We start from the raw sequence: 23,776 nt of genomic DNA, 5'->3' as shown, positions 1-23,776 counted from the left end.
CGGACGCGCTCTGTTCGTGGGGCGTGCTTCAGCGGCAGGCCGCCGTGTCAATTCGGGACATTCCGGAAGCCGACCCTTCCGCTCGGCCGTGGGGCGACTTATCTTGAAGGTCATGACAGGGCGCTGAGGTGCCCGGCGGTCGCCGGCCCGTGCCCCTCCGATTTTTTGAGGATTTGGCCATGTTCATTCAGACTGAAGCCACGCCCAATCCGGCGACGCTGAAGTTCCTGCCCGGCCGCGATGTTCTCGGCGAGGGCGTGCTCGATGTGCGCACCGCCGACGACGCCGGCGTTTCGCCGCTGGCGCAGCGCCTGTTCGAGGTGCGGGGCGTCGACGGGGTGATGCTGGGTCCGGATTTCGTGACCGTCACCAAGGGCCAGGGCGATTGGCGGCAGCTGAAGCCCGCCATTCTCGGCGCCATCATGGAACACTTCATGTCCGGCGCGCCCATCGTCACCGAGGGCATGGCGCTGGAAGCGGCCGAGGGCGAGGAATTCTTCGATCGGGCCGACGAGGAGATCGTCGCCACCATCAAGGAGCTGCTCGACACTCGGGTGCGCCCGGCGGTGGCCAATGACGGCGGCGACATCACCTTCCGCGGCTTCAAGGACGGGGTGGTCTACCTCAACATGAAGGGCTCCTGCTCGGGCTGCCCGTCCTCTACCGCCACCCTCAAGAACGGCGTAGAAAACCTGCTGAAGCACTTCGTTCCGGAGATCCGCGAGGTTCAGGCGGCCTGAACGGGATCCGCCATTAACCGTTTGAACCGAGGGATGGCGCTCTTCCCCTTCCGTTTGCGCGCATTTCAGGCAATCGTGGGACGGAGAGGGGCTCCGCGTTCATGTTCATTCTGGCCATAGACACCGCGCTTTCGGCGTGTTCCGCCGCCGTGCTCGACGCCGAAAACGACGGTGTCATCGCCGGTGATTCGCTGCTGATGGAACGCGGCCACGCGGAGAGCCTCATTCCGCTGGTGGAACAGGTGATGGGCCATGCGGGGCTCGATTTCGAGCACCTCAGCCGCATCGCCGTCACCGTGGGCCCCGGCAGCTTCACCGGCCTTCGGGTCGGCCTGTCAGCGGCCCGGGGCTTCGCGCTGGCCGCCAACCGTCCGGTGGTGGGCGTCACCACCCTGGCGGCGCTCGCGGCGCCGTTCCTGGCGCTGGATGACGCCATTCCCGTGGTGAGCGCTGTCGATGCCCGCCACGGCCACGTCTTCCTGCAGATGTTCGGTGTCGGCGGCCGCACCCTGATCGCCCCGCGGGTGACCTCGGTGCGGGAGGCGGCGCGGGCGGTGGCCATCGGCCCGGCCCGCCTGGTGGGCTCCGGCGCTCAGCTGGTGGCCGAGCTCTGGCCGGCTGGCGAGCAGCCGCCGGTGTCGGTGGATGTGGTGCCGGCACCCGACGTGGCCTGGGTGGCCCGGCTGGGCGCGGCGGCCGATCCCGAGGTGGCGGAGGCCAAGCCGCTCTATTTGCGGCCGCCGGATGCCAAGCCTCAGGACAAGGCCCGTATCGCCCGCCGATGATGGCCCTCATCGACCATTTCTTCCCTCCTGCGCCGCTGCGCTATCGCGACGGCGGGCCGGCGGATGCGGCGGCATTGGCCGCGCTCCATGCCACGGCCTTCGCCCGCGGCTGGGAGATGGAGGAGTTCGAGCGGCTGTTGTCGGAACGCGCCGCCCGCGCCCATGTGGCGGTGGCCGGCGGCAAGCTGGTGGGGTTCGTGCTGTCCCACGTGGTGGCGCCGGAAGCGGAGATCCTGTCCATCGCCGTGGCCCAGGCTGCCCGGCGCCGCGGCATCGGCCGCGGGCTTCTCCAGCATCATCTGGGGCGGCTGGCGGCGGAGGGCGTGACCACCTCCTTTCTGGAGGTCGAGGCGGGCAATACGGCCGCGTTGCAGCTTTATGGTGCGTTCGGCTATGGCGAGATCGGCCGCCGCCGGGGCTATTATGCGGGCGTCGATGCCCTGTTGCTGCGCCGCGATTTCTGAGCGATGGCGGGTCGCGGCGCCGCCCGCTGTTCGAGAAGCCCTTGCAGCAGGGCGTCGTCAAGGCGATAAGGCGAACATGTCGCGCCGGTTTTGCGGAGGTGCCGCGTGAGCGGAAAAGTGAGTGTCATCGAAGAGGCGTGCCTGGCAAAGGGCATGCGGATGACCGAGCAGCGCCGGGTGATCGCGCGCGTGCTGTCGAGCGCCGACGACCACCCCGACGTGGAGGAGCTGCACCGCCGGGCCGCCGCCATCGACGACAACATCTCCATCTCCACGGTCTACCGTACGGTCAAGATGCTGGAGGATGCCGGCATCATCGAGCGCCATGACTTCGGCGACGGTCGCGCCCGCTACGAGCAGATGCCCGACGAGCACCATGACCACCTGATCGACATGCGCTCCGGCCGGGTCATCGAGTTCCGCTCCGAAGAGATCGAGAAGCTGCAGGACGAGATCGCCCGCCGCCTCGGCTTCAAGCTGTGCGGCCACCGGCTCGAGCTCTATGCGGTGCCCATCGACGACGAGGGGCCGAAATAGGCGCCACCGCCATGAAGCCCGATCCGGCTGATGCCGACGCTGGCATTCCCCCGCTGGGGCGGGAGTGCCCGCGGGGCACCCGCATCCTCAACGGGCTGCGCATGGGCACGGTGCTGCTGGTCATCGGTGCCGCCACCCTGGTGGGCCTGCCGCTGCAATGGCTGGCCTTGGCCCTGAACCTGCCGCTGCGGCGCCGGATCCCCCGCTTGTATCACCGCATCCTGCTGTGGGCCCTGGGCGTGCGGGTGCATGTGCATGGCGCGCCGGCTACTGCCCGGCCGCTGCTGCTGCTCTCCAATCACAGCTCGTGGCTCGATATTCCGGTGGTGGGCGCATTGATGCCCCTGTGCTTCGTGGCCAAGAGCGAGGTGGCGGGCTGGCCGCTGATCGGCCTGCTGGCCAAGTTCCAGCGCACGGTGTTCGTCGACCGCCAGCGCCGCCACGCCACCGGGGCCGTCAACCGGGAGATCGCCGCGCGGCTGCAGGGGGGCGATCCGGTGGTGCTGTTCGCCGAGGGCACCTCCAGCGACGGCAATCGGGTGCTGCCGTTCCGCACCGCGCTGGTGGGCGCGGTAGGCGAGGCCTTCGCCAGCCAGGCCTTCGCCAGCCATGACGCGGTGACGGTGCAGCCCCTGGCGGTGGCCTACACCCGCGTGCAGGGCCTGCCCATGGGCCGCACCCATCGTCCCCTCGCGGCCTGGTATGGCGACATGGACCTGGCGCCTCATCTTCTGGATGTTCTGCGCCAGGGCGCTTTCGATGTGGACGTCACCTTTCTGCCACCCATGCAGCTCGATGCGGGACACGACCGCAAGAGCGTGACCCGCGCCGCCGAGCGGGCGGTCCGTCAGCAGGTCACGGCGCAGCTCGCCGGCCGCGCGAGCGCGCCGGTTTCTGCCGTTCATGGACCTGGCGAAACGGCCTAAGCCTTCGCATGATGACGTTTTCTTCACGCGAAGCGGTGTCCCCTGCGCTTGAAGAGAGCCGAGCGACATCCATTCACCAGATCAGCCGGGAGCGCGCCCATGACCCTGTCCCTTGCCGCCGTGGGCTTCGGCTATTGCGCTCGGCATCTGCTGGCCAGCCGGACGCAGGCGTTCGCACCGGTGCTCGGTACGGCGCGGCAGGAACAGAGCTTGAGCGGGCTGCCGGCGGGGGTGGAGGGCGCGGTGTTCGACGGCACCCGCCTGGACCCGGCATTGGCACAGCGGCTCGCGGCCAGCGATGTGCTGCTGCTTTCAGCACCCCCCGATGCGGCGGGGGATCCGCTGCTGCGGCTGGCGCTGCCGGCGCTCACCCGCTCAGCCGCCGAGGGGCGGCTGCGGCAGGTGGTCTATCTCACCACCCTTGGGGTCTACGGCGACCATCAGGGCGCGTGGGTGGATGAGACGACGCCGCCCCGGCCCGGCAGCGCGCGGCTGCAGCGGCGGCTGGATGCAGAGGCGGCGTGGTTCGATTTCGGGGCCCGGAACCAGGTGCCGGTGGCGGCACTGCGCCTTGCCGGCATCTACGGCCCGGGCCGGAATGCGCTGGCGCAGATGCGCGCCGGCACCGCCCGGGTGATCGACAAGCCCGGCCAGGTGTTCAATCGCATCCATGTGGAGGACATCAGCCGTGCGGTGATGGCGGTGATCGCCCGGCGGTTCGACGGCGTGCTGAACGTGGCCGACGACCTGCCGACCGCGCCGGGCGACCCGATCGCCTACGCGGCGCAGCTGCTGGCGCTGCCGGCACCGGAGCCGGTGCCGTTCGCCGTGGCGGCCGCCACCATGAGCCCCATGGCCCTGAGCTTCTGGGGAGCCAGCAAGCGGGTGTCGAACCGTCGCCTGAAGACGGAGCTGGGGGTGGCGCTGGCCTATCCCACCTACCACAACGGGCTCGATGCCCTGGCGGCGGCCGGCGAGGGGGCCTGAGCCCCTCAGGGCCGCGCGAAGGTGAGATAGGTTGGAATGCGCCCTTCCTGCAGGGCCTTGGCTTCATAGCGGGTGCCCGGCCACTCGGGATAAGGCGTGGTCCAGTCGCTGGCGATCCGCGCGGTCCAGCGGAACAGGCGATGGGCACGGACGGTGGCGAGGGTCCAGCCCACATAGTCCGGCACGTCGGAGGCGACCCGCAGCACGCCGCCGGGGCGGATGACGCGGGCCAGGCGATCCAGATTGTCGGGCCGCACGAAGCGGCGCTTCCAATGCCGCTTCTTGGGCCAGGGATCGGGATAGAACAGGTCGACGCCGGCCAGGCTGGCGGGGGGCAGCTGGTCCAGCAGCAGCGCCGCATCGGCGTCGAACAGGCGGATGTTGTCGAGGTTCGCCGGCTCCAGATCCACCAGCATCCGGGCCATGCCGTTGACGAAGGGCTCCACGCCGAGAAATCCGACATCCGGCCGGCGCCGGGCGTGGTCGATCAGGTGCTCGCCGCCGCCGAAGCCGATTTCCAGCCAGAGCGCCTGCGGTCGGCGCGGGAATAGGGCCAGCGGATCGTGCGCCGCAGCAAGCTCGAAACGGTAGCGCGGCAGCAGCCGGCTCATGGCGTCCAGCTGGGTGGTGCGCAGTGCCTTGCCGACCCGGCGGCCATAGAAGGCGCCGGGGCTCAGGGCATCGGTGGGCGAGGCCCGGTTCGCGGGATTTGCCAAGTTCAGGGTTCTCGTCTTGCGCCAGCGCACCGCCGGCGGTCATGTCCACGCCCGAAAGCGCCGCGCGAGTGAACGCGGCCTGAGTGAGCGCTACCCGAGTGAACGCTACCGTAGCGGTCGCACAATGCCCCTGCCGGGCGTTGCAGAGGAGCCCGACCCAGGAGGGTACCTGAGGGCGGCCCTCGCAGACAGGCAGCATCGGAAACGGGCACGTCTAAGAAACGGGAGTTGTCAAAAATGCCCACGGCCGGGCAAGCCCGGCCGTGGTTGACGACAACGGGTGGGGCGGCTCAGGCCAGCGCCGACTTGAGCTCGTCCACCAGGTCGGTGCGCTCCCAGGAGAAGCCGCCATCGGCCTCGGGGGCGCGGCCGAAATGGCCATAGGCAGAGGTGCGGGCATAGATCGGCTTGGTGAGGCCGAGATGCTCGCGGATGCCGCGGGGGCGCAGGTTCATGACCTCGCGAAGCACCTTCTCCAGCTTCGCCTCTTCCACCTGGCCGGTGCCGTGCAGATCCACATAGACCGCCAGCGGGTCGGACACGCCGATGGCGTAGGCGAGCTGGATGGTGGCGCGATCGGCGAGGCCCGCGGCGACCACGTTCTTGGCCAGATAGCGGGCGGCATAGGCCGCCGAGCGGTCCACCTTGGTGGGGTCCTTGCCGGAGAAGGCACCACCGCCGTGGGGCGCGGCGCCGCCGTAGGTGTCGACGATGATCTTGCGACCGGTGAGGCCGCAGTCGCCATCGGGACCACCGATCACGAACTTGCCGGTGGGATTGACGTGCCAGATGGTGTCCTTGCTGATCCAGCCGGCGGGCAGGGTGTCGCGGATATGGGGCTCGACGATGGCCTGCACATCCTGGGACGAGAGCCGCTCATCCAGGTGCTGGGTCGACAGCACGATCTGGGTGACGCCCACCGGCTTGCCGTCCTCATACCGGACAGTGACCTGGCTCTTGGCGTCGGGGCCGAGAGCGGTGGTGGTGCCGCTGTGGCGGGCCTCGGCCAGGGTCTTGAGAATCTTGTGGGCGTAGAAGATCGGCGCCGGCATCAATTCGGGGGTCTCGCGGACCGCATAGCCGAACATGATGCCCTGGTCGCCGGCACCTTCATCCTTGTTGCCGGCGATATCCACGCCCTGCGCGATGTCGGCGGACTGGGAATGCAGCAGAACGTCGACGTCGGCGTGCTCCCAGTGGAAGCCGTCCTGCTCGTAGCCGATGTCCTTGATGGCCAGACGCGCGGTGTGGGCGATCAGATCATGGGTGATGGTGGACGGGCCACGGGTCTCACCGGCAATCACCACCTGATTCGTCGTCGCGAGGGTCTCGCAGGCGACCCGCACCTGGCTTGGATCCCAGCCCTCGGTTTCAGCGGTCCGGAAGAACAGATCCACCACTTCGTCGGAGATGCGATCGCAGACCTTGTCGGGGTGACCCTCGGAAACGGATTCGCTGGTGAACAGGTAGGATTGACGCGCCATGTTTCGGCCTTTCTTGCGCCCGCGCCGCGTTGCGGAGGGTTCTTCTCGCAACGCGGCGGGGAGCGGTCAAGATCGCCGAAGCGAAAACGTTCGTCAAATCGAAGGTCAGGTCTCCGCCTCGCCGGCGATGGCGATGACGAGGTCCACGATACGCCGGCGCACGCGGGCGTCGGAAATGCGCATGAAATTGCGCGTCAGGGTCAAGCCATCCGAAGTCGCAAGGAAGTCGGAGACGTAGGCCGGCGATTGCGCTTCCGCGAAACCGTCAGTCTCGGGCCCCACGGAAGGGGCCCCTTCGAAAAAGAACGCCACGGGCACGCCCAGCACAACGGAGATCTGCTGCAATCGGCTCGCCCCGATGCGGTTGGTCCCCTTTTCGTACTTCTGGATCTGCTGAAACGTGATGCCGAGGTGCTCGCCCAGTTTCTCTTGGCTCATGCTGACCATCATGCGGCGCATCCGCACGCGTGCTCCAACATGCTTATCAATAGGGTTCGGCGCCTTCTTGGCCATGGTCTCTCCGGCTATGTCGGAAAAGAGTATTGTTACTTCGCAATGCGAAGGCTGCCCTGATTGACCGCGAACATAGGCATACAATCACTAGGCGTCGATCAACTTTTGCGTGCAATGCATCCATAAAGAGGTACAAGCGCAAGGAGAAGGGCGCCAAAAAGGAGTGAGAATTCGACCTTGCTGCCTAGCCGTGCAGCCGGCGGAACCGTTTTCAGAGATTGAGGTAACGGACCATCGACGACTGCGCGCTCGCCCAGCGGACCATATGCGACAATACGCCCCAGTGGGTCGACGATGGCGGAGATGCCCGTATTGGCGGCGCGCACCAGCGGAAGCCCTTCCTCAACGGCACGTAGACGGGCCTGAGTGAAGTGCTGATAAGGCCCTGGGGTTTGTCCAAACCAGGCGTCATTCGTGACGTTCAGCAGCAGCCTCGGCCGCTCGCCGGGGGGAATCACATTGCCGGGAAAGATAATTTCGTAACATACCAGGGGTGCAATCAAAGGTAGTCCTGGGGCCTCAAGGGCGCGGAGTGCGGGTGCCGCGGAGAACCCGCCCCGTACACGTGTGAGTTGCTCAAGGCCGAGACGCTCCAAGGTATTCTGGAACGGCAAATACTCGCCAAATGGGACCAAATGCACTTTATCCGTGCTGCGCAGCACGGCCCCGTTGTGGTCGATCACGCGGATGGAATTGAAGAAGGGCGAGTATTGGTCCGGCGGCGGCGCGCCATGCCGCACCGCGCCCGTCAGGAGCGTCACGTTATCCGGCAAAGTATTCGCGACGGCCTCGGCGGCCCAGGGTTCGCGCTCGTAGATGAAGGGCAGCGCGCTTTCCGGCCAGATGAGGGCGGTGACGTCGCGCAAGCCTTCCGGGTATCGCAGCGACCGACCGGCGCTCAGGGCCAGGTAATCGTCGAGAATTTCCCGCCCGCGGCCATAGTTGAACTTCTGGTCCTGGGCGAGGTTCGGCTGCATGATCCGCAAGGCCACACCCGGCACGTCACCCACCGGGGTCGTGGCGAGCCGCACGGCGCCGGCGCCGGCGGCGAGCGCGATCAGCGCCGCCGCGAAGCCCATGGGCCAGGCCGCCCGGCGCCGTCCGCTCAGCGCCAGCGCCGGGGTCGACAGCAGCAGCAGAGCGAAGAAGGTGAGACCCCACACGCCCATCAGGGCGGCGGCCTGCATCAGCCGCAGGTCCTGGGCGAAGGCATAGCCGTAGGTGTTCCAGGGAAAGCCCGTCAGCACATGGCCGCGCAGCCATTCGGCGAGGGAGAGGCCGAAGCTGAAAGCGAACAGCCGCCACGGCCCGTTGGACCACAACAGCCGGGCGAGGGTGGTGCCGAGCGCCGTGAACAGGGCGAGGCCCGCCGGCATGGCGATGACCGCCAGGGGCAAGAGCCAGCCGAAGACGTCGGCCTCCACCAGAAACGCCGCGCCGATCCACCATAGGGAGGCGAGGAAATAGCCGAAGCCGAAGCACCAGCCCACCGCGGCCGCCGCCTTCAGCCGCGCCCGCAGGGGTCCGGTGCTGCCGTCCAGCAGCAGCACCAGCAGCGAGAACGACACCGCCAGCACTGGCCACAGGCCGAAGGGCGGCATGGCGAGCGCGCCGAGCGCGCCGGCCACCAGCGCCAGGAGCGCCCGCCGTCCGCCACGCAGGCCGCCGATGGCCGCCGCCCAGCGGACACCGCGCCCGCCGGCGGGAACGGTCGGGGCGCCAGAGGGGGGCGGGGGAGGGGCGGTGTGGCTGGTGGTCATGGCGGCTCCCGCACTGCGGCGCAGCATCCGGTGGTCGCCGGATGCTCCAGGCGCAGCTTCAGGCGGCCAGCTTTAGGGGGCAGGTGTGAGGAAAAAAAGAACGCGTCCGGTGCCCCGTCCGGTGCCGCCGCGTCGTCAGACCTCCCCGGAGGCGATGCTCTCGGCCGCCTGGCCCGGCCGGGCCGGGGGGATGATCCGCAGCTTCTTGACGCGGCGGGGGTCGCCGTCGAGCACCTCCACCTGATATTGACCCGGCAAAGTAATGATCTCGCCGGGCTGCGGCACCCGCGCGGCGATGAGCACGACGAGGCCGCCGAGGCTGTCCACCTCTTCCATCGCCTCTTCGGAAGCGAAGCCGGGCCCGAGGATCTCCACGATCGATTCGAGCGGGGCGCGGGCGTCGACGAGATAACTGCCGTCGGGCTGGGCCTCGAGCAGGTTCTCGGGCGCGTCGTCGTGCTCGTCCTCGATCTCGCCGACGATTTCCTCCACCGCGTCCTCGATGGAGACGAGGCCGTCGGTGCCGCCGTATTCGTCGATCACCAGGGCGAGATGGGTGCGCGCCGCCTGCATGGAGACCAAGAGGTCGACGGCCGGCATGGAGGGCGGAACATAAAGGATGCGGCGGATCAGGGCGGCATCTTCCAGGCTGCCGTCGAGGTCCACCGCCGACAGCTCCAGCTTCTTGCCGGGCGGCGAATTGGTGATGCCGCTGGCCAGGTGAGCCACCAGATCGCGGATGTGCACCATGCCCACCGGATCATCCAGCGTGTCGTCATAAACCACCAGCCGCGAGTGGGCGACGGAGACGAACACCTTGAGCAGCTCGCCCAGCGAGATGTCCTTGCGCACCGCGACGATCTCGGCCCGGGGGACCATGATGTCGCCGATGCCTACCTCCTTTAAGTGCAGGATGTTGCGCAACATCTTGCGTTCGGAGGGGGTGAATTCGCTCTCCTCCTCAGGCGCGCTCGACGCGGCGTCCAGCACCTCCGTCAGGTCGGTGCGCAGCGAGCCGTGGGGCCGGAACGTGCCGAGGAGGGCACGCAATCGATCGAGAAAACTTTGCGGCTCCGCGGAGCTGGTCTCGGTCGGTTGGTCGGTGTTCGACATGGTCTTTCTTCAGCTTCAGCCACCGTCCTGCGGCAGGCGGTAGGGATCGTCGATCCCCAGCCCGGCGAGGATCTGGCGCTCCAAGCCCTCCATTTCTTCAGCTTCGTCGTCTTCGATGTGATCATAACCCAGGAGGTGCAGCGTGCCGTGCACAACCAGATGGATCAGATGGTGTTCCATGCGCTTGCCGTCCAGGTCGGCCTCGCGGGCAAGCGTTTCATAAGCAACGATCACGTCGCCCATGGGCTGAGGCGCGCCGTCCACGTCCTCCGGCAGCTCCGGCGCGGGAAAGGACAGCACGTTGGTGGGCTTGTCCATGTCGCGCCATTCGCGATTAAGCACCTGGATGTGGGCATCATCGGTCAGGGTGATGCTCATTTCCGCCGGGGTCGGCACCTCCTCCGGCACCGCGCCAAGGGCAGCGAGGGCGGCGCGCACCGCCAGCGCCTCCGCCTCCGGCAGGCCGGTCCACAGGGGGGATTCCGCCAGAACGTCGATCTCGATGCCGTCGGGGGGCACGCCGGCGATTGCGGCTTCTGCCATGATCAGGTCTCCTCCGGCCGCAGCGGCCGGGTGGTGCCGACCCGCTCATAGGCGGCGACGATGCGGGCCACCAGCTCGTGACGCACCACGTCCTCGGCCTTGAAGGTGCACACGCCCACGCCCTCCACCTCGCCCAGCAGGCGCACGGCCTCCGCCAGGCCGGAGGTCTGGGCGCCGGGCAGGTCGGTCTGGCTGGGATCACCGGTGACGATCATGTGGGAATTCTCGCCCAGGCGGGTCAGGAACATCTTCATCTGCATGGAGGTGGCGTTCTGCGCCTCGTCCAGGATGACAGCCGCATTGGAGAGGGTGCGCCCACGCATGAAGGCGAGCGGGGCGATCTCGATCTCGCCGGCCTGCAGCGCCCGCTCCACGAAGGCTCGATCCATCAGGTCGTACAGGGCATCGTAGATGGGACGGAGGTAGGGATCCACCTTGTCCTTCATGTCGCCGGGTAGGAAGCCGAGCCGCTCGCCGGCCTCCACCGCCGGACGGGAGAGGATAATGCGATCCACCATCCGCCGTTCCAGCAGGTGCACCGCATAGGCCACCGCCAGCCAGGTCTTGCCGGTGCCGGCCGGCCCCACGCCGAACACCAGGGTATGCCGCTTGAGGGCGCGGATATAGGCATCCTGCGCGGCGGTGCGGGCACGGATGGGCCGTCGCCGGAGCTGGATCTCATCGAACGACTGGCGCTGGGCGGCGGGATCGAAATCGAACAGCGAGCCCTGGGAGGTCACTTCCCGGATGGCACCGTCCACATCCCCCTGGGCGATGTCGCGGCCCTTCTTCAAGGCCTCATAAAGGTGCTCCAGCACCGCGCGGGCCTGCTCGCAATTCTCCCGATCCCCTTCCAGGGTGACGTGATTGCCGCGGGAATCCGCCTTCACCCCCAGCTTGCGCTCGATGAGCGCGAGGTTGCGGCCGTAGTGGCCGAACAGCTGGGTGGCCAGCCGATTGTCATCGAAGGCCAGCACCACCTGGGCGGTGGCGTCGCTTTCGGTGGTGGCCCAAGGCGCCGTCACCGCCGCACGGGCCGGGCCTGCGGCGGGGGGGCGATCGCGATCACTGCCGGGTCTGCGCAAGCTCAGGCCTCCATGGCCGCCGGGGATGAAGAAGGCTCGGACCGGGGGCGCGGCGCGCGCTGGGGCGTGGCGATGGCCTCGCAACGCCCGGCGAGGCTGTTGGGCCCCACCTCGGTGATGGTGACGGTGATGATGTCGCCGATGGTCGCCGGCGGGTCGTTCACCACCACGCTCTGGAGATAGGGCGAGCGGCCGATGAGCTGGCCGTCCTGGCGTCCCGGCTTCTCCAGCAGGATGTCGAAGGTGCGCCCCAGGCAGGAGGCATCGAAGGCGGCCTTGGAGGCCTCCAGGGCCTTCTGCAGGGTGGCGAGCCGCGCGCTCTTCACCTCTTCCGGCACCTGGCCGGCATGGTCCGCCGCCGGGGTGCCCGGGCGCGGGCTGTACTTGAAGGAATAGGCGCTGGCGAAGCCGATCCGCCGCACCATGTCCATGGTGTCCTCGAACTCCGCATCGGTCTCGCCGGGGAAGCCGACGATGAAATCCGACGAGAGGGCGAGATCCGGCCGCGCGGCCCGCATCTTGTCGATGATGGCGAAATAGGCGTCGCGGCCGTGCTTGCGGTTCATGGCGGCGAGGATGCGGTCGGAGCCGGACTGCACCGGCAGGTGCAGATAGGGCATCAGCTGCGGCAGGTCGCGGTGGGCGGCGATGAGGTCGTCGTCCATGTCCCGTGGGTGCGAGGTGGTGTAGCGCAGCCGCTCCACCCTGGAGATTCCGGCCATCTCTTCCAGCAGCCGGGCGAGGCTCCAGGTCCGCCCGTCGGGCCCTTCGCCGTGGAAGGCATTGACGTTCTGCCCGATAAGGGTGATCTCGCGCACCCCCTGGTCGGCCAGCCGCCGGGCCTCGTCGAGGATCTTTGCCGCCGGGCGGGAGACCTCGGCGCCGCGGGTATAGGGCACCACGCAGAAGGTGCAGAATTTGTCGCAGCCTTCCTGCACTGTCACGAACGCGGCCGGCCCGCGCGAGCGGGTGGCGGCGCGGGTGGGCGCCGGCAGGTGGTCGAACTTATCCTCCACCGGAAAGTCGGTATCCACCATCTTGCGGCCGGTCTCGGCCGCGCGCAGCAGGTCGGGCAGGCGGTGGTAGCTCTGGGGGCCCACCACCAGATCCACCACCGGGGCGCGGCGCATGATCTCGGCGCCCTCGGCCTGGGCGACGCAGCCGGCCACCGCGATCATGGTGTCGGAACCGGCTTCCTGCTTGGCTTTGCGCAGGCGGCCCAGTTCCGAATAGACCTTGTCGGCGGCCTTCTCGCGGATGTGGCAGGTGTTGAGGATGACGAGATCGGCCTCAGCCGGGTCCTGGGTCTCGGTGAACCCCTCCCGCGCCAGGGTGTCCGCCATACGATGGGAATCGTAGACGTTCATCTGGCACCCGAAGGATTTCACATAAAGCTTGCGGGGCTTCTGCATAGTCGCGTGTCTGTCGGCTCTCACTCTCGCGCCCGGGCGCGACGTGATCGTGACGCCAGATCTGCTCGCCCCCTCTTTTCGCTCAATAAGCCACAATCCTACCGACAAAGCGTGGGTTTGAAAACTGGCGCGACACCCACACGGCGGCGGATCAGACCCCCGCCGCTCAAGTCATTGAGCCGGCAGACCACTCGTCGGCGACGGCGGGATCTTCTTCCGTAGCGGCATGGCGGTGCGCGAGGACCTGGAAGGCAGCGGCCGACAGCAGCCGGGCGAGCGCCCACACCGCCGCGCCGCGCACCAGGGGCGCCGGATCGGCGAGTTTCTGCTCCAGCGCCGGCACGAACCCGGCGTCTCTGGAATTGCCCATGGCGATCAGCACGTTGCGGATGAAGCGGTCGCGGCCGATGCGCTTGATGGGGCTCTTTGGGAAGCGGGCGCGGAAGGCGGCATCATCCAGCTCGGCCAATTCGGCTAGGAGCGGGGCGGCGTTTTCCGCGCGGGCGGCGAGCTTCATCTCGGCCCCCTCCGCCGCAAATTTGTTCCAGGGGCAGGCGGCCAGACAATCGTCACAGCCATAGATGCGGTTGCCGATCAGCGGCCGCATCGGCCGCGGGATGGGTCCCTTGAGCTCGATGGTGAGGTAGGAGACGCAGCGCCGCGCGTCGATCTGGTAGGGCGCCGGGAAGGCGTTGGTGGGGCAGGCCTCGAGGCAGGCGCGGCAGGAGCCGCAATGGTCCGCGTCCGGCCGATTGAACGGCAGCTCCAGCGTGGTGGCGATGGCGCCCAGGAACAGCCAGGAGCCGAAGTCCCGCGACACCAGATTGGTGTGCTTGCCCTGCCAGCCGAGCCCGGCATCCATGGCCAGGGGCTTTTCCATGAGCGGGGCGGTGTCCACGAACACCTTCACGTCGCCGCCCCCCGCCGCCGCCAGCAAAGCGCGGGCGATGCGTTTCAGTTTCGGCTTGATGACCTCGTGATAATCCTCGCCCCGCGCATAGACCGAGATGGCGCCGGTGGCGGCATCGGCGAGGGCGGCGCGGGGATCGGTGGCGGGGCCGTAATTGAGCCCCAGCATCACCACGGACCGCATGTCCGCCCACAACGTGAGGGGATCGGCGCGGCGTTCCAATGTCTCGGCCATCCAGCCCATTTCGCCATGGGCGCCGCTGGCCACCCATTGGCCGAGGCGGTCGCCGGCCGGGCGCACCCGGCGCGGATCGGCGATGCCGATGGCCTCGAAACCCTCGGCGCGGGCGAGATCGGTGATCTGCGCCCGCAAATGCTCCGGTGTCCGCGCAGGCGTCAGAAGTCGAGATCCGCGTAGGTCTTGGAGGGGGGCATGCCGGGAATGCTCTCGTTCAGGAGGGCGCGGAAGGTCGGGCGCGACTTGATGCGCGCATACCAATCCCTCGCGTGCTCGTCCTCGTCCCACGGCACATCACCGAGATAATCGGCCACCGAAAGGTGGGCCGCCGCCGCCAGATCGGCCTGGGTGAGCTTTTCGCCCGCCAGCCATTTGCGGGCCTTGGCCAGCCAGCCGATGTATTTCAGATGATAGCGCAGATTGGCGCGGGCCATGCGCAATGCGGTGGCATCGGGCGGGCCGCCACCCTGCTGGCGGTTCATGTAGCGCTTGTGGATGCGCTCACGCACCAGGGGCTCGGTGGCCTCCACATACATCTTCTCGTGGAACCAGCTGGTCAGCCGGCGCACCTCCACCCGCTCGGCCGGGCTGTCCGGCAGCAGTCGGTGGTCACCCAGAGCGAGACCGCGGGTTTCGTCGAGATATTCGGCAATGATGGTGGGGCCGGGCACCGAGGCGGCCTGCTCCTCCACGATCACCGGTGTTTCGCCGGCCGGGTTGAGGGCGAGGAAGCCGGGCCGGCGTTCCCACACCCGTTCTTCCACGAGCTCCGGCTCCAGCCCGTATTCGGCGAGCAGCAGGCGGACAAACCGGGAATGGGGGCAGAAAGGATGGTGATGCAGATACATGAGGCTTGTTTCGCCGGGGCGTTCAAGCGCGGCGCGCTCTCCCGGCCCGTTCATGTTTAGCCACGGATTCTTTCCGTTTGGTTCCCGCCTGGAGCACTTGCGCTGCAATGCGGGACCGGACGGCGAGAATGTGCGCGGATGGTGAACAGGGACCTTTGTCCGCTGCCTTTCATGCGCATCTAGAACGATGCGGGGCGCGCCGCAAGCGGAGCCGTAGGGTCTGACGCAGCGGCATGTCCCTTTAGGGGCGGGGCCCGAGCCGGGCGCCGTAATTGCACCTTAATGGCTGTGCTCTCAGGATGGTGCGCCTGATTTGCGGGCCGGGCGCCTCTGGGCGCGCGCTTCCTCTGCGTCACCGTCTTCATGCCACCCGGTCTCGTGCCATCTCCCTTGGATCTCTCCGCCCATGACTCTCGGCGATATGTTTGAAGCCCTCGTGCTCGGCCTCGTGGAAGGGCTGACCGAGTTCATCCCCGTGTCCTCCACCGCGCACCTCTTGCTGCTCGGGCACTTCCTGGGCTTCCAGAGCACCGGGCGCACCTTCGAGGTGCTGATCCAGCTGGGCGCGGTGCTGGCCATCCTCACCGTCTATTTCGAGCGCTTCGTTCGGGTGGCGACCCAATTGCCCACCAATCCGGGCGCCCGCCGCTTCGTGCTCGGCGTCATCGTCGCCTTCCTGCCGGCGGCGGTGATCGGCGCGGCGGCCCATGGCTTCATCAAGTCCGTGCTGTTCGAGTCGCCGGCGCTCATCTGCTGCACCCTGATCTTCGGCGGCATCGTGCTGTTGTTCATCGACAAGGTGGTGCCGGCGCCGCGCTACAACAACGCCATGGGCTTTCCGCTGCTGCTGGCGCTGAAGATCGGCTTCTGGCAGTGCCTCGCCATGATCCCCGGCATGTCCCGTTCCGGCTCCACCATCGTCGGCGCCATGCTGATGGGGGTCGACAAGAGGGCGGCGGCGGAATTTTCCTTCTTCCTCGCCTTGCCCACCATGCTGGGCGCCTTCACCTACGACCTCTACAAGAACCGCAATGCGCTCTCGCTGGATGACGGACTGCTGATCGCCATCGGCTTCGTCGCCGCCTTCTGCGCGGCGGTGATGGTGATCCGCTCGCTGCTGGATTTCGTGTCCCGCCACGGCTACGCGCCGTTCGGCTGGTGGCGCATCGCGGTGGGGATCGCCGGGCTGATCGGCCTCGCCATTACCCGCTGATCGTCGGCACAGTGACTGAAAAGCCCGCCGGAGACGTCTTCGGCGGGCTTTTTCGTGGGCGGCCGCCTTCAGCCTTGGAAGGCGAGCACGGCCACCGCCACCGCCGGCGCGCAATCGGCTGCCGCCTCCGCCCAGGGTGCGCCGCCGGCCAGCAGGGCGCCGGCATCGAGATAGGGGCGGCCGGCGCGCTCTGCCAACCGCGCCGCCAGGAACCGGCCGACGCCCGCCCCGACGATGGGAACATCAGGGGCGATGCCGCCCGGCGGCGCGCTCACCACCTGGGCCAGGGCATCGTCGAGCCGCCGCAGCTGCGCTTCCGCCGCCCGCATCGCCAGGGCCTTGGCCTCGTCGAGGGTGCAGAGCCCGGGGGCGGCGGGGTCGAGGGTCGGTGGGCCGAGATCGCGCCCCACCATGCGCAGCAGCCGCCGGGCGCTCGCCTCCAGGGTCTTGGCGCCGCCATCAGCCGCGGGATAGAGGTCGGCCCCCTCGGGCAGGGCGCCGGTGAGGCGGTGCACGTCCGCCGTGGTGGCGAAGAATTCCATCATCAGCGGCACCGGCGCACCCCGGAAGGGCAGGGTGGGGCCAAAGGCCATCACCGGAGTGCGGGCCGCGCCGCAATAGATGAGCTCGCCCGCCGCTATGCGCTCCGCATCGGAATAACCACGGCTGGTGAGGCGCCGGTCCGCGAAGGGGATGATGTCGGTGGTGGTGGAGCCCATGTCCACCAGGATTCCGGCGGGCAGCCGCAGCGCCAGCGCGGCGGCGGTGGCATGCCAATTGGCGGAGGCGATGGTGTCGATATGCCCGGCCGCAGCACCCGCCGCCACCAGGCCATCGGGCCCGGCATAGATCCGCGTTTCGGCGCCGAGGCGGGCGGCCAGGGCTGCGGCGAGGGCGACGACCCCGGAGGCGCGGTCCGGCCACAGGTCGGTCAGCTCGCCGGTCATGGTCACCACCGAGGGCGCGGCCGGCAGCTGTGGCAAGGCGGCGATGGCGGCATCGAGCTCTGCAAGGCCCCGCCACAGCGGGCAGGGTGCCATGTCCACCCGCAGCAGGCGGCCCGCCGCATCGAGCGCGGCGCGCTTGAGGTGGGCCCCGCCCACGTCCCAGCCGAACAGCACCGGCGCCGGCTTCATCGCAGGCCCACCTCCACCGGCGCCGCCGGCGGCAGGTGGGGCATGGCGGGCAGGCGGCCGTCGCGGATGAACTGCGGCAGGAAGGCCGCCGGGTTCACCGCCAGCGCCTGGTGCAGGCCGGCATAGGAGGTGGTGATGCGCGGGTTCACCTCCACCACCACCGGCGCCGCATCGGTCAGAATCACATCGATGCCGATGATGCCGGCAAGGCCCGGGAAGGTCGCCGCCACCGCCACCGCCAGCCGCGCCAGCCGCTCGTCGCGGGCGGCGGCACCCACGGTGAGGCCGGAGAGACTGAGCACGCCGTCGGTTTCGGTCAGGTGCTGGCGGTTGACAGTGAGCAGGGTCGTGCCCTCCGGTCGCACCAGCACCGACAGGCTGGCCGGGGTGCCGGCGACGAACGGCTGGATGATCAGATCGGGATCGCGCGGCGCATCGGCCGCCGAGGCCCAGCGGCGGGTGTTCTCGCAGCCGGCGCCGTCGTCCGGCTTGGTCACCACCGGCCCGGCCAGCTCCGGCGGCGGCGCCTCAGCGCGGAAGGTGGGCACGTGGGGCAGGCCGGCCATGGCCAGCTGGCGGGCGGTGAGCAGCTTGCTGGAGCACAGCTCCACCGCGGGAAGGTCGCACGCCACCACGTGGCTGCACTTCTCCTGCATCAAGGCGATGAGCCGGGCCAGCAGACCGTGGGTTTCCGGCGCCACCGGCCACACCACGTCGGCGCCGGTCGCGAGCTCCGCCCACACCGCCCAGGGGTCGTCTCCGGCGGCCACGGGAATGGAGGAGTCCTGCGGCGCCGGCAGGCGATCGTCATGGGCCAGCAGCACGCTGCCCACCCCCGGCAGCGCCAGGATGTCCCGCATCAGCGCATCGCGCATGCGGGTGCCTTCGGGCACCAGGGTTTCGGGCAGCTCCTGGCCCCTGAGGCCGCCGGCGGTGACGAATTCGCAGATGAAGACGCGCATTTAACCCCCGCACTGGCCGATCAACGGGCCTTATCAGGCCACGACTGCGCGCGCGGCGCACAGGTGAGCGGCCAGGGAATCTGCCATATTCTTCCCCGTGGCGTCGTACAAGCCACGCCAGGCGGGCATGGAGTTCACCTCCAGCACCATCAGGCGCCCGTCGCTGCCGGAGATGATGTCGACGCCGGCATAATCGGCGCCCACCGCGGCGGCGGCGCGCACCGCATAATCGGCCAGCACCCCTTCCGGCGCCACTTCCACGCCCACGGCGCCCTGGTGGATGTTGGTGATCCAGGACGGCGCGCGGCGCGCCATGGCGGCCACCGCCACGCCGCCCACCACGAACACGCGGAAATCCTCGTGCATCTCTTCGTTTGGATCATCCGGGCCGGTCCGGCCATGGGGGGCGGCGACGAAATCCTGCAGGTAATAGACGCCGCCCACCTCCGCCTCGGCGGGCAGAGCGGCGCCGCGCTCCAGCCGCTGCAGGCCGCGGCCCTGGGCCCCGAACATGGGCTTCAGCACGCTGTCGCCGGGGGCGGCGTCCACCAGCATCTGCGCCGCCGCGCGCCTCTCCTGCACCAGGGTGCGCGGGGTGGGCAGGCCGGCATGCGCCATCAGGAAGGTGGTGGCGCTCTTGTCCACGCAGCGCTCGATGGCGCGGGCCGAGTTCATCACCGGCACGCCGAGGGCGCCGAGGGCGTGCAGCACGCCGAGCCGCAGGGTGACCTGCTCCAGGGTGCCGTTGGGCACCGAGCGCACGAAGCAGGCGGCAGGCAGCTCATCGCCGAAGCCCGGCAGCAGCAGGCCATGGGCGGTCTCCCCCACGGCGAAACCGCACGCCTTGAGCGAGACCATCCGTGCCCGCCGGTCCTGAGCCGTGATGGCGGCGAGCAGCGAGCGGGTGTGCCAGTCCAGCCGCTCGGCGAAGATCACGAGGTCGGTCACAGAGTCTTGGCTCCTCAAGCCCCGAACGAGCGGGCGATCAGCACCGGATCGAAGCCGCCGGCGGTGAAGCTCTCGCCATGGTCGATGGCGGTCACCGTGACGCGCGCGGGCGAGAACAGCAGTGGATCCACCTTGTAGAAGTCGCAGTCATAGCCCTTGAACACCTCGGCGAACGGCCGGCCATAGTCGCGTGAGGCGGAAGAGGGCAGGTGCCGCGCCAGCTCCTGGGCGGCGGCCGCCTCGCCACGCACGAACAGCTGCACGTCGCCGCCATAGAGCACCGCATCATTGGTGCGGCCCATGGCGGTGAGGAAATCCGGCGAGGGCGGCGCCACCGGCGCGCTGCCGATGCCATCCACGATGTGCTCCAGCGGGAAGTGCAGGGCATGGGCCTTGTGCAGCGCCACCTCCAGCACCCGCGCCACGATCTGCACCGTGCCGGCCAGCGCCGATGTGGGGGTGAGGATGAGGGTGATCCGCTCCGGCGCGACGCGCGAGCGCGCGGCGATCTCCGCCACCACCGCCTCGGGGGGCACCACGCCGGTTTCCAGCACCAGGGTGGTGTCCTCGCTCTCCTCGCGGAAGCCGAGCTCGTCATAGAGCTCCTCCACCGCCGCCACCGCCCGGCCGGGGCCGGAGCCGAGGGCGAAGAAGTCGCCGCCGGCGAGGCTCCAGCCGGCATATTGGCTGCCGAGGCAGGCGAGCACCGGATCGGTGGTGGAGACGTTCACCAGGGTCGCCCAGGGGGAAAAGCGCGTGCTCGCCTCGAAGGTCACGCGGCCGAGGCCGCCGAGGCAGATCTCGGCGATGCGCCGGCCGGCTTCCAGCCCGCCGGGAACGGCGATGCCGGCATCGATGATGCGTGCTCCCAAAGGGCCAGTGGAGAGGGCGAGGCGCAGCGCGTCCGCGTCGTTTACGAGGGCATCCACCAGGGGGCGGACGCTGGCGGCGAGGCTGGGGCGCCGCCGAGGGGCGGCAGAGGCCGCGGGGTCTTGCAGGGTCATGGCCGTGTCCGTTCGAGACCGACAAATATGGCCCGCCGGGGTTGGGCGCCGGCGGCGGGCGAAGGCGGAGCCTGAGACGCTCAGGCTTTCAGCGTGCGGGCCAAAGCGAACACCGCCGGCAGGTCCACGAACATGGGGGTCGTGGTGTCGCGCATCTGCTTCAGGATTTCGTGCTGCACCGCATATTTCAGGTTGCCGATGGCGAGCGCGCCGATGCCGATGCCGTGGGGCAGGGGGGCGGCCGCATCATGCGCGCCGATGCCGGCGATGCCCGCCGGAGGCACCGCGTTCACGTCGGCGGCGACGATGAGCTGGCGGGCGGCTTCCAGATGGGCGGGGTTCAGGATTTCCACGCCGGCCTTGCCGGTGGCCAGGATGACCTCCGCCTCCGGCACCAGCTGCGCCTTCTCCGCATCGGTGACGGCGGCGGCGCAGGCGAGATCGACGCCGAAGCGGCTCTTGAAGTCGGCCGCCTTCTCCTCCACCGCAGCGATCTCGCGGTGGCTCACTAGAGTGACGGCGGCGCCCGCCTGGGCGGCGATGACGGCGGCGATGGAGCCGACCACGCCGGTGGCGCCGTAAATCTGCACCTTGGCGCCGGAAAGGCCCGCGGGCCGCACCGCCAGCAGCGCCTGCTCCACCTTGGCGATCATGGCGGCGGCGGTGGTGAAGGAACCGGCGGGATCGGGAAAGATGGAGATCTCGAACGGCGGGAAGATGGAGGCCTGCGCCTCCGCCGCCATGTCGAGGGCGAGGGCCGCATCCTTGCCGCCGATGAACAGGCCGGTGCGCGGCGCCGCGCTCGGCGGCCGCGAGAACATCATGTCCTGGGTGAGATCACGCACCTCGTTCAGCGCGACCCGCGGATAAGGGACGATGGTGGTGTAGCCCGCGTCCACCGCCATGTTCACGTCGAACGGGCTCACATGGGCGAGGGGGGTGATGATGTGCAGGATGGGGGCGGAATCCGCCATGGGCGCAGCTCCGTGCAGAGGGAAACATTAGCGGGTGGCCGCGCCTTTGACCGCCGGACCGGCGCCCGTGGGGGCGGTCCGTCAGTCGCGGCGCCGCGGTTGTTTCCCCGCACGCAGTCGAATGCGACGAATTGTTTAATCACTCCGGCGCTGTGCGCAACCCCCCGGGCGGGCAGGACGCCAGGGTTTTGGTGCTGCACTGCGAAGACGGGCAGGGCCGTGATGCGTCTGCAACGACCGCAGCAGATAAATGATTCCTAAGAGTTCTTCGCATTGACCGCGCCTTTTACCACCGTTAGCACTCAACCCAAGGGAAGAAACGCTGCTGCGGGGCAAACATGCAGGCGCTCACCAAGAAATGGCTGGCTCTTTTTCTGGCCGGAACGACCATCCTCGCCACCACCGGCGCCTGGGCGGATGATGACGATGACGACAAGCCCGGCGCCGCCGGCGCTGCGGAGGTGGAGGGCATCGAGACCGAGAACATCTTCGGCTACACCCTGGGCACCGACACCGGTGAGAAGGGGGACAAGGAACTGACCTTCACCCTGGACGGGCGACTGGGCAAAGGGGGGCAGCGCTACAACGCTCTGGCCGGGGAAGCGGAGTTTGAATATGCCGTGACCGACGACCTGAAGGTCTCCCTGGGCGCCGCGCTGAACAGCTTCGACATCTCCCGCGTGCCGGGGCTCGATGACACCAATGGCGGTGGCATCGGCGGCGCCTTTTTCGAGGTGAAGTATCGCTTCCTCGATTACCGCACGGCACCGTTCGGCCTGTCTCTGTCCATCGAGCCGGAATGGGCGCGCTATGACGAGGTGTCGGGCGAGAGCGGCACCGCCTATGGCATCGAATTCCGTCTGGCGGCGGACAAGGAGCTGATCAAGGACGTGCTGTTCGGCGCCGTGAACATCGTCTACGAGCCCGAGTGGGAGCGGGACGAGAACGATCTCGATCAGCGCATCTGGGCCTCCGGCTCCGGTCTGGAAGTGTCCGCAGCGCTCACCGCCCAGGTGGTGAAGGATGTCTTTCTTGGCGGCGAGATCCGCTATCTGGCCAGCTATGACGGCAACTTCCTCAACAGCCGCGAGGGCTGGGGCCTGTTCATGGGGCCGACGCTCTATGCCCAGCTCACCGAGGCCTGGTACGTCAAGGCCGCCTGGTCGATCCAGCTGACGGGTGATTCGCCGGACAGCTGGAATTCCGCGCTCGACCTCGCCGATTTCGAGCGCCAGCAGGCGCGACTGCAAGTGGGCGTGCAATTCTAGTGGGCGTGCATCTCGGCTCTTAGGATTTGCACAAGCCTGGCGCGGCCCCGCAAGATCGGCGCAACACGCAGGATCGGACCTGAGAAGAGGCGGCGCCACGGGTGTGTCCCGGCGGACGCGGCCCAGGTGGGAGGAGGCGGGCGATGCACACGCGCCGTCGGGTGTTGCAGCTGGTGGCTGGCGCGGCCGTCGCTCCACCGATGGGGGTGCTCGCGGCCGCCGCGCCTGGAGGGCCGGTATCTGGGCCGGCATCTGGGCCGGCATCTGGTCCCGCGGGGACGCCGGTGCCGCGTGTCGTTCGCCTCAGTGTGCTGCAGTTCGGCACCGCCGCCTGGGAGCTCGCCGCGATGACGGCGCTCGGGCTCGATGTGGCCCATGGCCTGACCCTTGAGCTGCGCCGGGCCGCCAACAACGACGCCGGCCGCCTCGCCTTTCTCACCGGCGCGGTGGATGGGGTGGTCAGTGATCTGCTGTGGGCGGCGCGCATGCGGGTGGAGGGGCGCCCGCTGGTCTATCTGCCGTTCTCGACGGCGGAAGGCGCCATCATGGTAGCGTCCGGATCGCCATTGCGCAGTCTCGCTGATCTGCGCGGCGCGCGGCTGGGGGTGGCCGGCGGTCCTCTCGACAAGAGCTGGCTGCTGCTGCGGGCCTATGCGCGGGCGCGGGCCGGCATGGAGCTGACGGCGGCGCAGCTGTCATTCGGGGCGCCGCCGTTGCTGGCGGCCAAGCTGGAGCAGGGAGAGCTCGACGCCGCGCTGCTCTACTGGACCTATGGCGCGCGCCTTCAAGCCAAGGGCTTCACACCGCTGATCACCCTCGACGCGGTGGTGGCGGGCTTCGGCATCGCTCCGCCGCCGGCGCTGGTCGGCTATGTGTTTCAGGGGGATTTCGCGCGGCCCCACGACCCGGACATGGCCGCGTTCGCCGCCGCCGTCGCCGCCACCAAGGCGGTGCTGATCGGCACCGGGCCGCAGACGGACGCGGCCTGGGCGGCGGCCCGCCCGCTGATGCAGGCGCCGGATGACGCGACCTTCGCCGCTTTGCGGGCCGGCTTCGTGGCCGGTGTGCCGCGACGCTCGGCGCGGGAGGAGGCGGCGGCGGCCGGACGGCTGCTGGCGGTGCTGGTGGCCCAGGGCGGGGCGAAGCTGCTGGGGCCGGTGGAGGCGCTGCCGGCGAACCTCTATTGGGCCGCCGGCGGGGCGGTGCCGTGA

24 protein-coding genes are annotated in these 23,776 nt (G+C 69.0%); 9 read left to right on the top strand and 15 right to left on the bottom strand.

Annotated elements, in window-relative coordinates; genetic code table 11:
* Positions 1-179 precede the first annotated feature (179 nt).
* The 6 genes from MEU52_RS14610 to MEU52_RS14585 all read left to right on the top strand — a co-directional run bounded on the left by MEU52_RS14610 (position 180) and on the right by MEU52_RS14585 (position 4,439).
* Entirely contained in the window at positions 180-740 is a 561-nt protein-coding gene (locus MEU52_RS14610; RefSeq protein WP_238122411.1) for a NifU family protein, read from the top strand.
* 101 nt (positions 741-841) lie between these two features.
* Positions 842-1,525 (top strand): tRNA (adenosine(37)-N6)-threonylcarbamoyltransferase complex dimerization subunit type 1 TsaB, encoded by a 684-nt coding sequence (gene tsaB / locus MEU52_RS14605; RefSeq protein ID WP_238122412.1) that lies wholly within the window; start codon positions 842-844, stop codon positions 1,523-1,525.
* Positions 1,522-1,989 (top strand): ribosomal protein S18-alanine N-acetyltransferase, encoded by a 468-nt coding sequence (gene rimI, locus MEU52_RS14600; protein WP_238122413.1) that lies wholly within the window; start codon positions 1,522-1,524, stop codon positions 1,987-1,989. The genes tsaB and rimI overlap by 4 nt, the downstream gene beginning before the upstream one ends.
* Before the next feature lie 153 nt (positions 1,990-2,142).
* Positions 2,143-2,526, top strand: coding sequence for a Fur family transcriptional regulator (locus tag MEU52_RS14595; protein WP_238122470.1), 384 nt, complete (start codon positions 2,143-2,145; stop codon positions 2,524-2,526).
* An 11-nt stretch (positions 2,527-2,537) separates the two neighbouring features.
* Positions 2,538-3,452 carry a lysophospholipid acyltransferase family protein gene (locus MEU52_RS14590; RefSeq protein WP_238122414.1) on the top strand — a complete coding sequence of 305 codons (915 nt, stop codon included), beginning with the start codon at positions 2,538-2,540 and terminating at the stop codon, positions 3,450-3,452.
* Positions 3,453-3,551: 99 nt separating this feature from the next.
* The gene (locus MEU52_RS14585; protein WP_238122415.1) at positions 3,552-4,439 is read left to right on the top strand and encodes an NAD-dependent epimerase/dehydratase family protein; all 888 of its coding nucleotides are present in this window, start codon (positions 3,552-3,554) and stop codon (positions 4,437-4,439) included.
* A 5-nt stretch (positions 4,440-4,444) separates the two neighbouring features.
* On the opposite strand, the gene trmB is transcribed toward MEU52_RS14585, so the two are convergent.
* The 10 genes from trmB to MEU52_RS14535 all read right to left on the bottom strand — a co-directional run bounded on the left by trmB (position 4,445) and on the right by MEU52_RS14535 (position 15,060).
* Positions 4,445-5,155, bottom strand: coding sequence for a tRNA (guanine(46)-N(7))-methyltransferase TrmB (gene trmB, locus MEU52_RS14580; RefSeq protein ID WP_238122416.1), 711 nt, complete (start codon positions 5,153-5,155; stop codon positions 4,445-4,447).
* 290 nt (positions 5,156-5,445) lie between these two features.
* Positions 5,446-6,639: a methionine adenosyltransferase gene (metK, locus tag MEU52_RS14575; RefSeq protein WP_238122417.1), complete on the bottom strand. Its 1,194-nt coding sequence runs from the start codon at positions 6,637-6,639 to the stop codon at positions 5,446-5,448.
* 105 nt (positions 6,640-6,744) lie between these two features.
* Positions 6,745-7,152: a helix-turn-helix domain-containing protein gene (locus MEU52_RS14570; protein WP_238122418.1), complete on the bottom strand. Its 408-nt coding sequence runs from the start codon at positions 7,150-7,152 to the stop codon at positions 6,745-6,747.
* 98 nt (positions 7,153-7,250) lie between these two features.
* A complete protein-coding gene (gene lnt / locus MEU52_RS14565) occupies positions 7,251-8,912 on the bottom strand; it encodes an apolipoprotein N-acyltransferase (protein ID WP_238122419.1) in 1,662 nt (553 codons plus the stop codon).
* A 135-nt stretch (positions 8,913-9,047) separates the two neighbouring features.
* Positions 9,048-10,025 (bottom strand): hemolysin family protein, encoded by a 978-nt coding sequence (locus MEU52_RS14560; protein WP_238122420.1) that lies wholly within the window; start codon positions 10,023-10,025, stop codon positions 9,048-9,050.
* Between the two features lie 15 nt (positions 10,026-10,040).
* The gene (ybeY, locus tag MEU52_RS14555) at positions 10,041-10,568 is read right to left on the bottom strand and encodes an rRNA maturation RNase YbeY (protein WP_238122421.1); all 528 of its coding nucleotides are present in this window, start codon (positions 10,566-10,568) and stop codon (positions 10,041-10,043) included.
* Positions 10,569-10,570: 2 nt separating this feature from the next.
* Positions 10,571-11,593: a PhoH family protein gene (locus MEU52_RS14550; protein ID WP_238122471.1), complete on the bottom strand. Its 1,023-nt coding sequence runs from the start codon at positions 11,591-11,593 to the stop codon at positions 10,571-10,573.
* Between the two features lie 62 nt (positions 11,594-11,655).
* A complete protein-coding gene (miaB, locus tag MEU52_RS14545) occupies positions 11,656-13,065 on the bottom strand; it encodes a tRNA (N6-isopentenyl adenosine(37)-C2)-methylthiotransferase MiaB (RefSeq protein WP_238122422.1) in 1,410 nt (469 codons plus the stop codon).
* Between the two features lie 166 nt (positions 13,066-13,231).
* The gene (gene queG, locus MEU52_RS14540; protein ID WP_337927139.1) at positions 13,232-14,347 is read right to left on the bottom strand and encodes a tRNA epoxyqueuosine(34) reductase QueG; all 1,116 of its coding nucleotides are present in this window, start codon (positions 14,345-14,347) and stop codon (positions 13,232-13,234) included.
* A 23-nt stretch (positions 14,348-14,370) separates the two neighbouring features.
* A complete protein-coding gene (locus MEU52_RS14535) occupies positions 14,371-15,060 on the bottom strand; it encodes a glutathione S-transferase family protein (RefSeq protein WP_238122473.1) in 690 nt (229 codons plus the stop codon).
* Between the two features lie 406 nt (positions 15,061-15,466).
* Between MEU52_RS14535 and MEU52_RS14530 the strand changes: the two genes are divergently transcribed.
* Complete coding sequence (locus tag MEU52_RS14530) at positions 15,467-16,273, top strand: undecaprenyl-diphosphate phosphatase (RefSeq protein WP_238122423.1); 807 nt, start codon at positions 15,467-15,469, stop codon at positions 16,271-16,273.
* A 68-nt stretch (positions 16,274-16,341) separates the two neighbouring features.
* Here MEU52_RS14530 and MEU52_RS14525 read toward each other — a convergent pair whose 3' ends face one another.
* From MEU52_RS14525 to MEU52_RS14505, 5 genes are all read right to left on the bottom strand, one after another.
* Positions 16,342-17,409 carry a hydantoinase/oxoprolinase family protein gene (locus MEU52_RS14525; RefSeq protein ID WP_238122424.1) on the bottom strand — a complete coding sequence of 356 codons (1,068 nt, stop codon included), beginning with the start codon at positions 17,407-17,409 and terminating at the stop codon, positions 16,342-16,344.
* Positions 17,406-18,371, bottom strand: a complete 966-nt coding sequence (locus tag MEU52_RS14520; RefSeq protein ID WP_238122425.1) for an ATP-grasp domain-containing protein — start codon at positions 18,369-18,371, stop codon at positions 17,406-17,408. The genes MEU52_RS14525 and MEU52_RS14520 overlap by 4 nt, the downstream gene beginning before the upstream one ends.
* 33 nt (positions 18,372-18,404) lie before the next feature.
* Positions 18,405-19,319: a RimK family alpha-L-glutamate ligase gene (locus tag MEU52_RS14515; protein ID WP_238122426.1), complete on the bottom strand. Its 915-nt coding sequence runs from the start codon at positions 19,317-19,319 to the stop codon at positions 18,405-18,407.
* A 14-nt stretch (positions 19,320-19,333) separates the two neighbouring features.
* On the bottom strand, positions 19,334-20,323 hold the full coding sequence (gene mch, locus MEU52_RS14510; RefSeq protein WP_238122427.1) for a methenyltetrahydromethanopterin cyclohydrolase: 990 nt from the start codon (positions 20,321-20,323) through the stop codon (positions 19,334-19,336).
* An 80-nt stretch (positions 20,324-20,403) separates the two neighbouring features.
* A complete protein-coding gene (locus tag MEU52_RS14505) occupies positions 20,404-21,297 on the bottom strand; it encodes a methylenetetrahydromethanopterin dehydrogenase (RefSeq protein WP_238122428.1) in 894 nt (297 codons plus the stop codon).
* Between the two features lie 338 nt (positions 21,298-21,635).
* Between MEU52_RS14505 and MEU52_RS14500 the strand changes: the two genes are divergently transcribed.
* Entirely contained in the window at positions 21,636-22,565 is a 930-nt protein-coding gene (locus MEU52_RS14500) for a hypothetical protein (protein WP_238122429.1), read from the top strand.
* A 284-nt stretch (positions 22,566-22,849) separates the two neighbouring features.
* Positions 22,850-23,776, top strand: a complete 927-nt coding sequence (locus MEU52_RS14495; protein ID WP_238122430.1) for an ABC transporter substrate-binding protein — start codon at positions 22,850-22,852, stop codon at positions 23,774-23,776.

Origin of the sequence: Xanthobacter sp. NM-25 (assembly GCF_022138605.1) — a bacterium.
In the GTDB taxonomy this organism is placed as follows: domain Bacteria; phylum Pseudomonadota; class Alphaproteobacteria; order Rhizobiales; family Xanthobacteraceae; genus Xanthobacter.
This window is presented reverse-complemented; position numbering and strand designations above follow the sequence as displayed.

Bases quoted from the DNA above. Each gene is read 5' to 3' on its own strand.
- MEU52_RS14595 (WP_238122470.1), top strand. From the start codon at position 2,143: ATGCGGATGACCGAGCAGCGCCGGGTGATCGCGCGCGTGCTGTCGAGC.
- metK (WP_238122417.1), bottom strand. From the start codon at position 6,639: ATGGCGCGTCAATCCTACCTGTTCACCAGCGAATCCGTTTCCGAGGGT.
- lnt (WP_238122419.1), bottom strand. From the start codon at position 8,912: ATGACCACCAGCCACACCGCCCCTCCCCCGCCCCCCTCTGGCGCCCCG.
- MEU52_RS14610 (WP_238122411.1), top strand. From the start codon at position 180: ATGTTCATTCAGACTGAAGCCACGCCCAATCCGGCGACGCTGAAGTTC.
- MEU52_RS14585 (WP_238122415.1), top strand. From the start codon at position 3,552: ATGACCCTGTCCCTTGCCGCCGTGGGCTTCGGCTATTGCGCTCGGCAT.
- tsaB (WP_238122412.1), top strand. From the start codon at position 842: ATGTTCATTCTGGCCATAGACACCGCGCTTTCGGCGTGTTCCGCCGCC.
- MEU52_RS14535 (WP_238122473.1), bottom strand. From the start codon at position 15,060: ATGTATCTGCATCACCATCCTTTCTGCCCCCATTCCCGGTTTGTCCGC.
- mch (WP_238122427.1), bottom strand. From the start codon at position 20,323: ATGACCCTGCAAGACCCCGCGGCCTCTGCCGCCCCTCGGCGGCGCCCC.
- MEU52_RS14530 (WP_238122423.1), top strand. From the start codon at position 15,467: ATGACTCTCGGCGATATGTTTGAAGCCCTCGTGCTCGGCCTCGTGGAA.
- MEU52_RS14560 (WP_238122420.1), bottom strand. From the start codon at position 10,025: ATGTCGAACACCGACCAACCGACCGAGACCAGCTCCGCGGAGCCGCAA.
- miaB (WP_238122422.1), bottom strand. From the start codon at position 13,065: ATGCAGAAGCCCCGCAAGCTTTATGTGAAATCCTTCGGGTGCCAGATG.
- MEU52_RS14525 (WP_238122424.1), bottom strand. From the start codon at position 17,409: ATGAAGCCGGCGCCGGTGCTGTTCGGCTGGGACGTGGGCGGGGCCCAC.
- ybeY (WP_238122421.1), bottom strand. From the start codon at position 10,568: ATGGCAGAAGCCGCAATCGCCGGCGTGCCCCCCGACGGCATCGAGATC.
- MEU52_RS14570 (WP_238122418.1), bottom strand. From the start codon at position 7,152: ATGGCCAAGAAGGCGCCGAACCCTATTGATAAGCATGTTGGAGCACGC.
- rimI (WP_238122413.1), top strand. From the start codon at position 1,522: ATGATGGCCCTCATCGACCATTTCTTCCCTCCTGCGCCGCTGCGCTAT.
- MEU52_RS14505 (WP_238122428.1), bottom strand. From the start codon at position 21,297: ATGGCGGATTCCGCCCCCATCCTGCACATCATCACCCCCCTCGCCCAT.
- MEU52_RS14500 (WP_238122429.1), top strand. From the start codon at position 21,636: ATGCAGGCGCTCACCAAGAAATGGCTGGCTCTTTTTCTGGCCGGAACG.
- MEU52_RS14590 (WP_238122414.1), top strand. From the start codon at position 2,538: ATGAAGCCCGATCCGGCTGATGCCGACGCTGGCATTCCCCCGCTGGGG.
- MEU52_RS14520 (WP_238122425.1), bottom strand. From the start codon at position 18,371: ATGCGCGTCTTCATCTGCGAATTCGTCACCGCCGGCGGCCTCAGGGGC.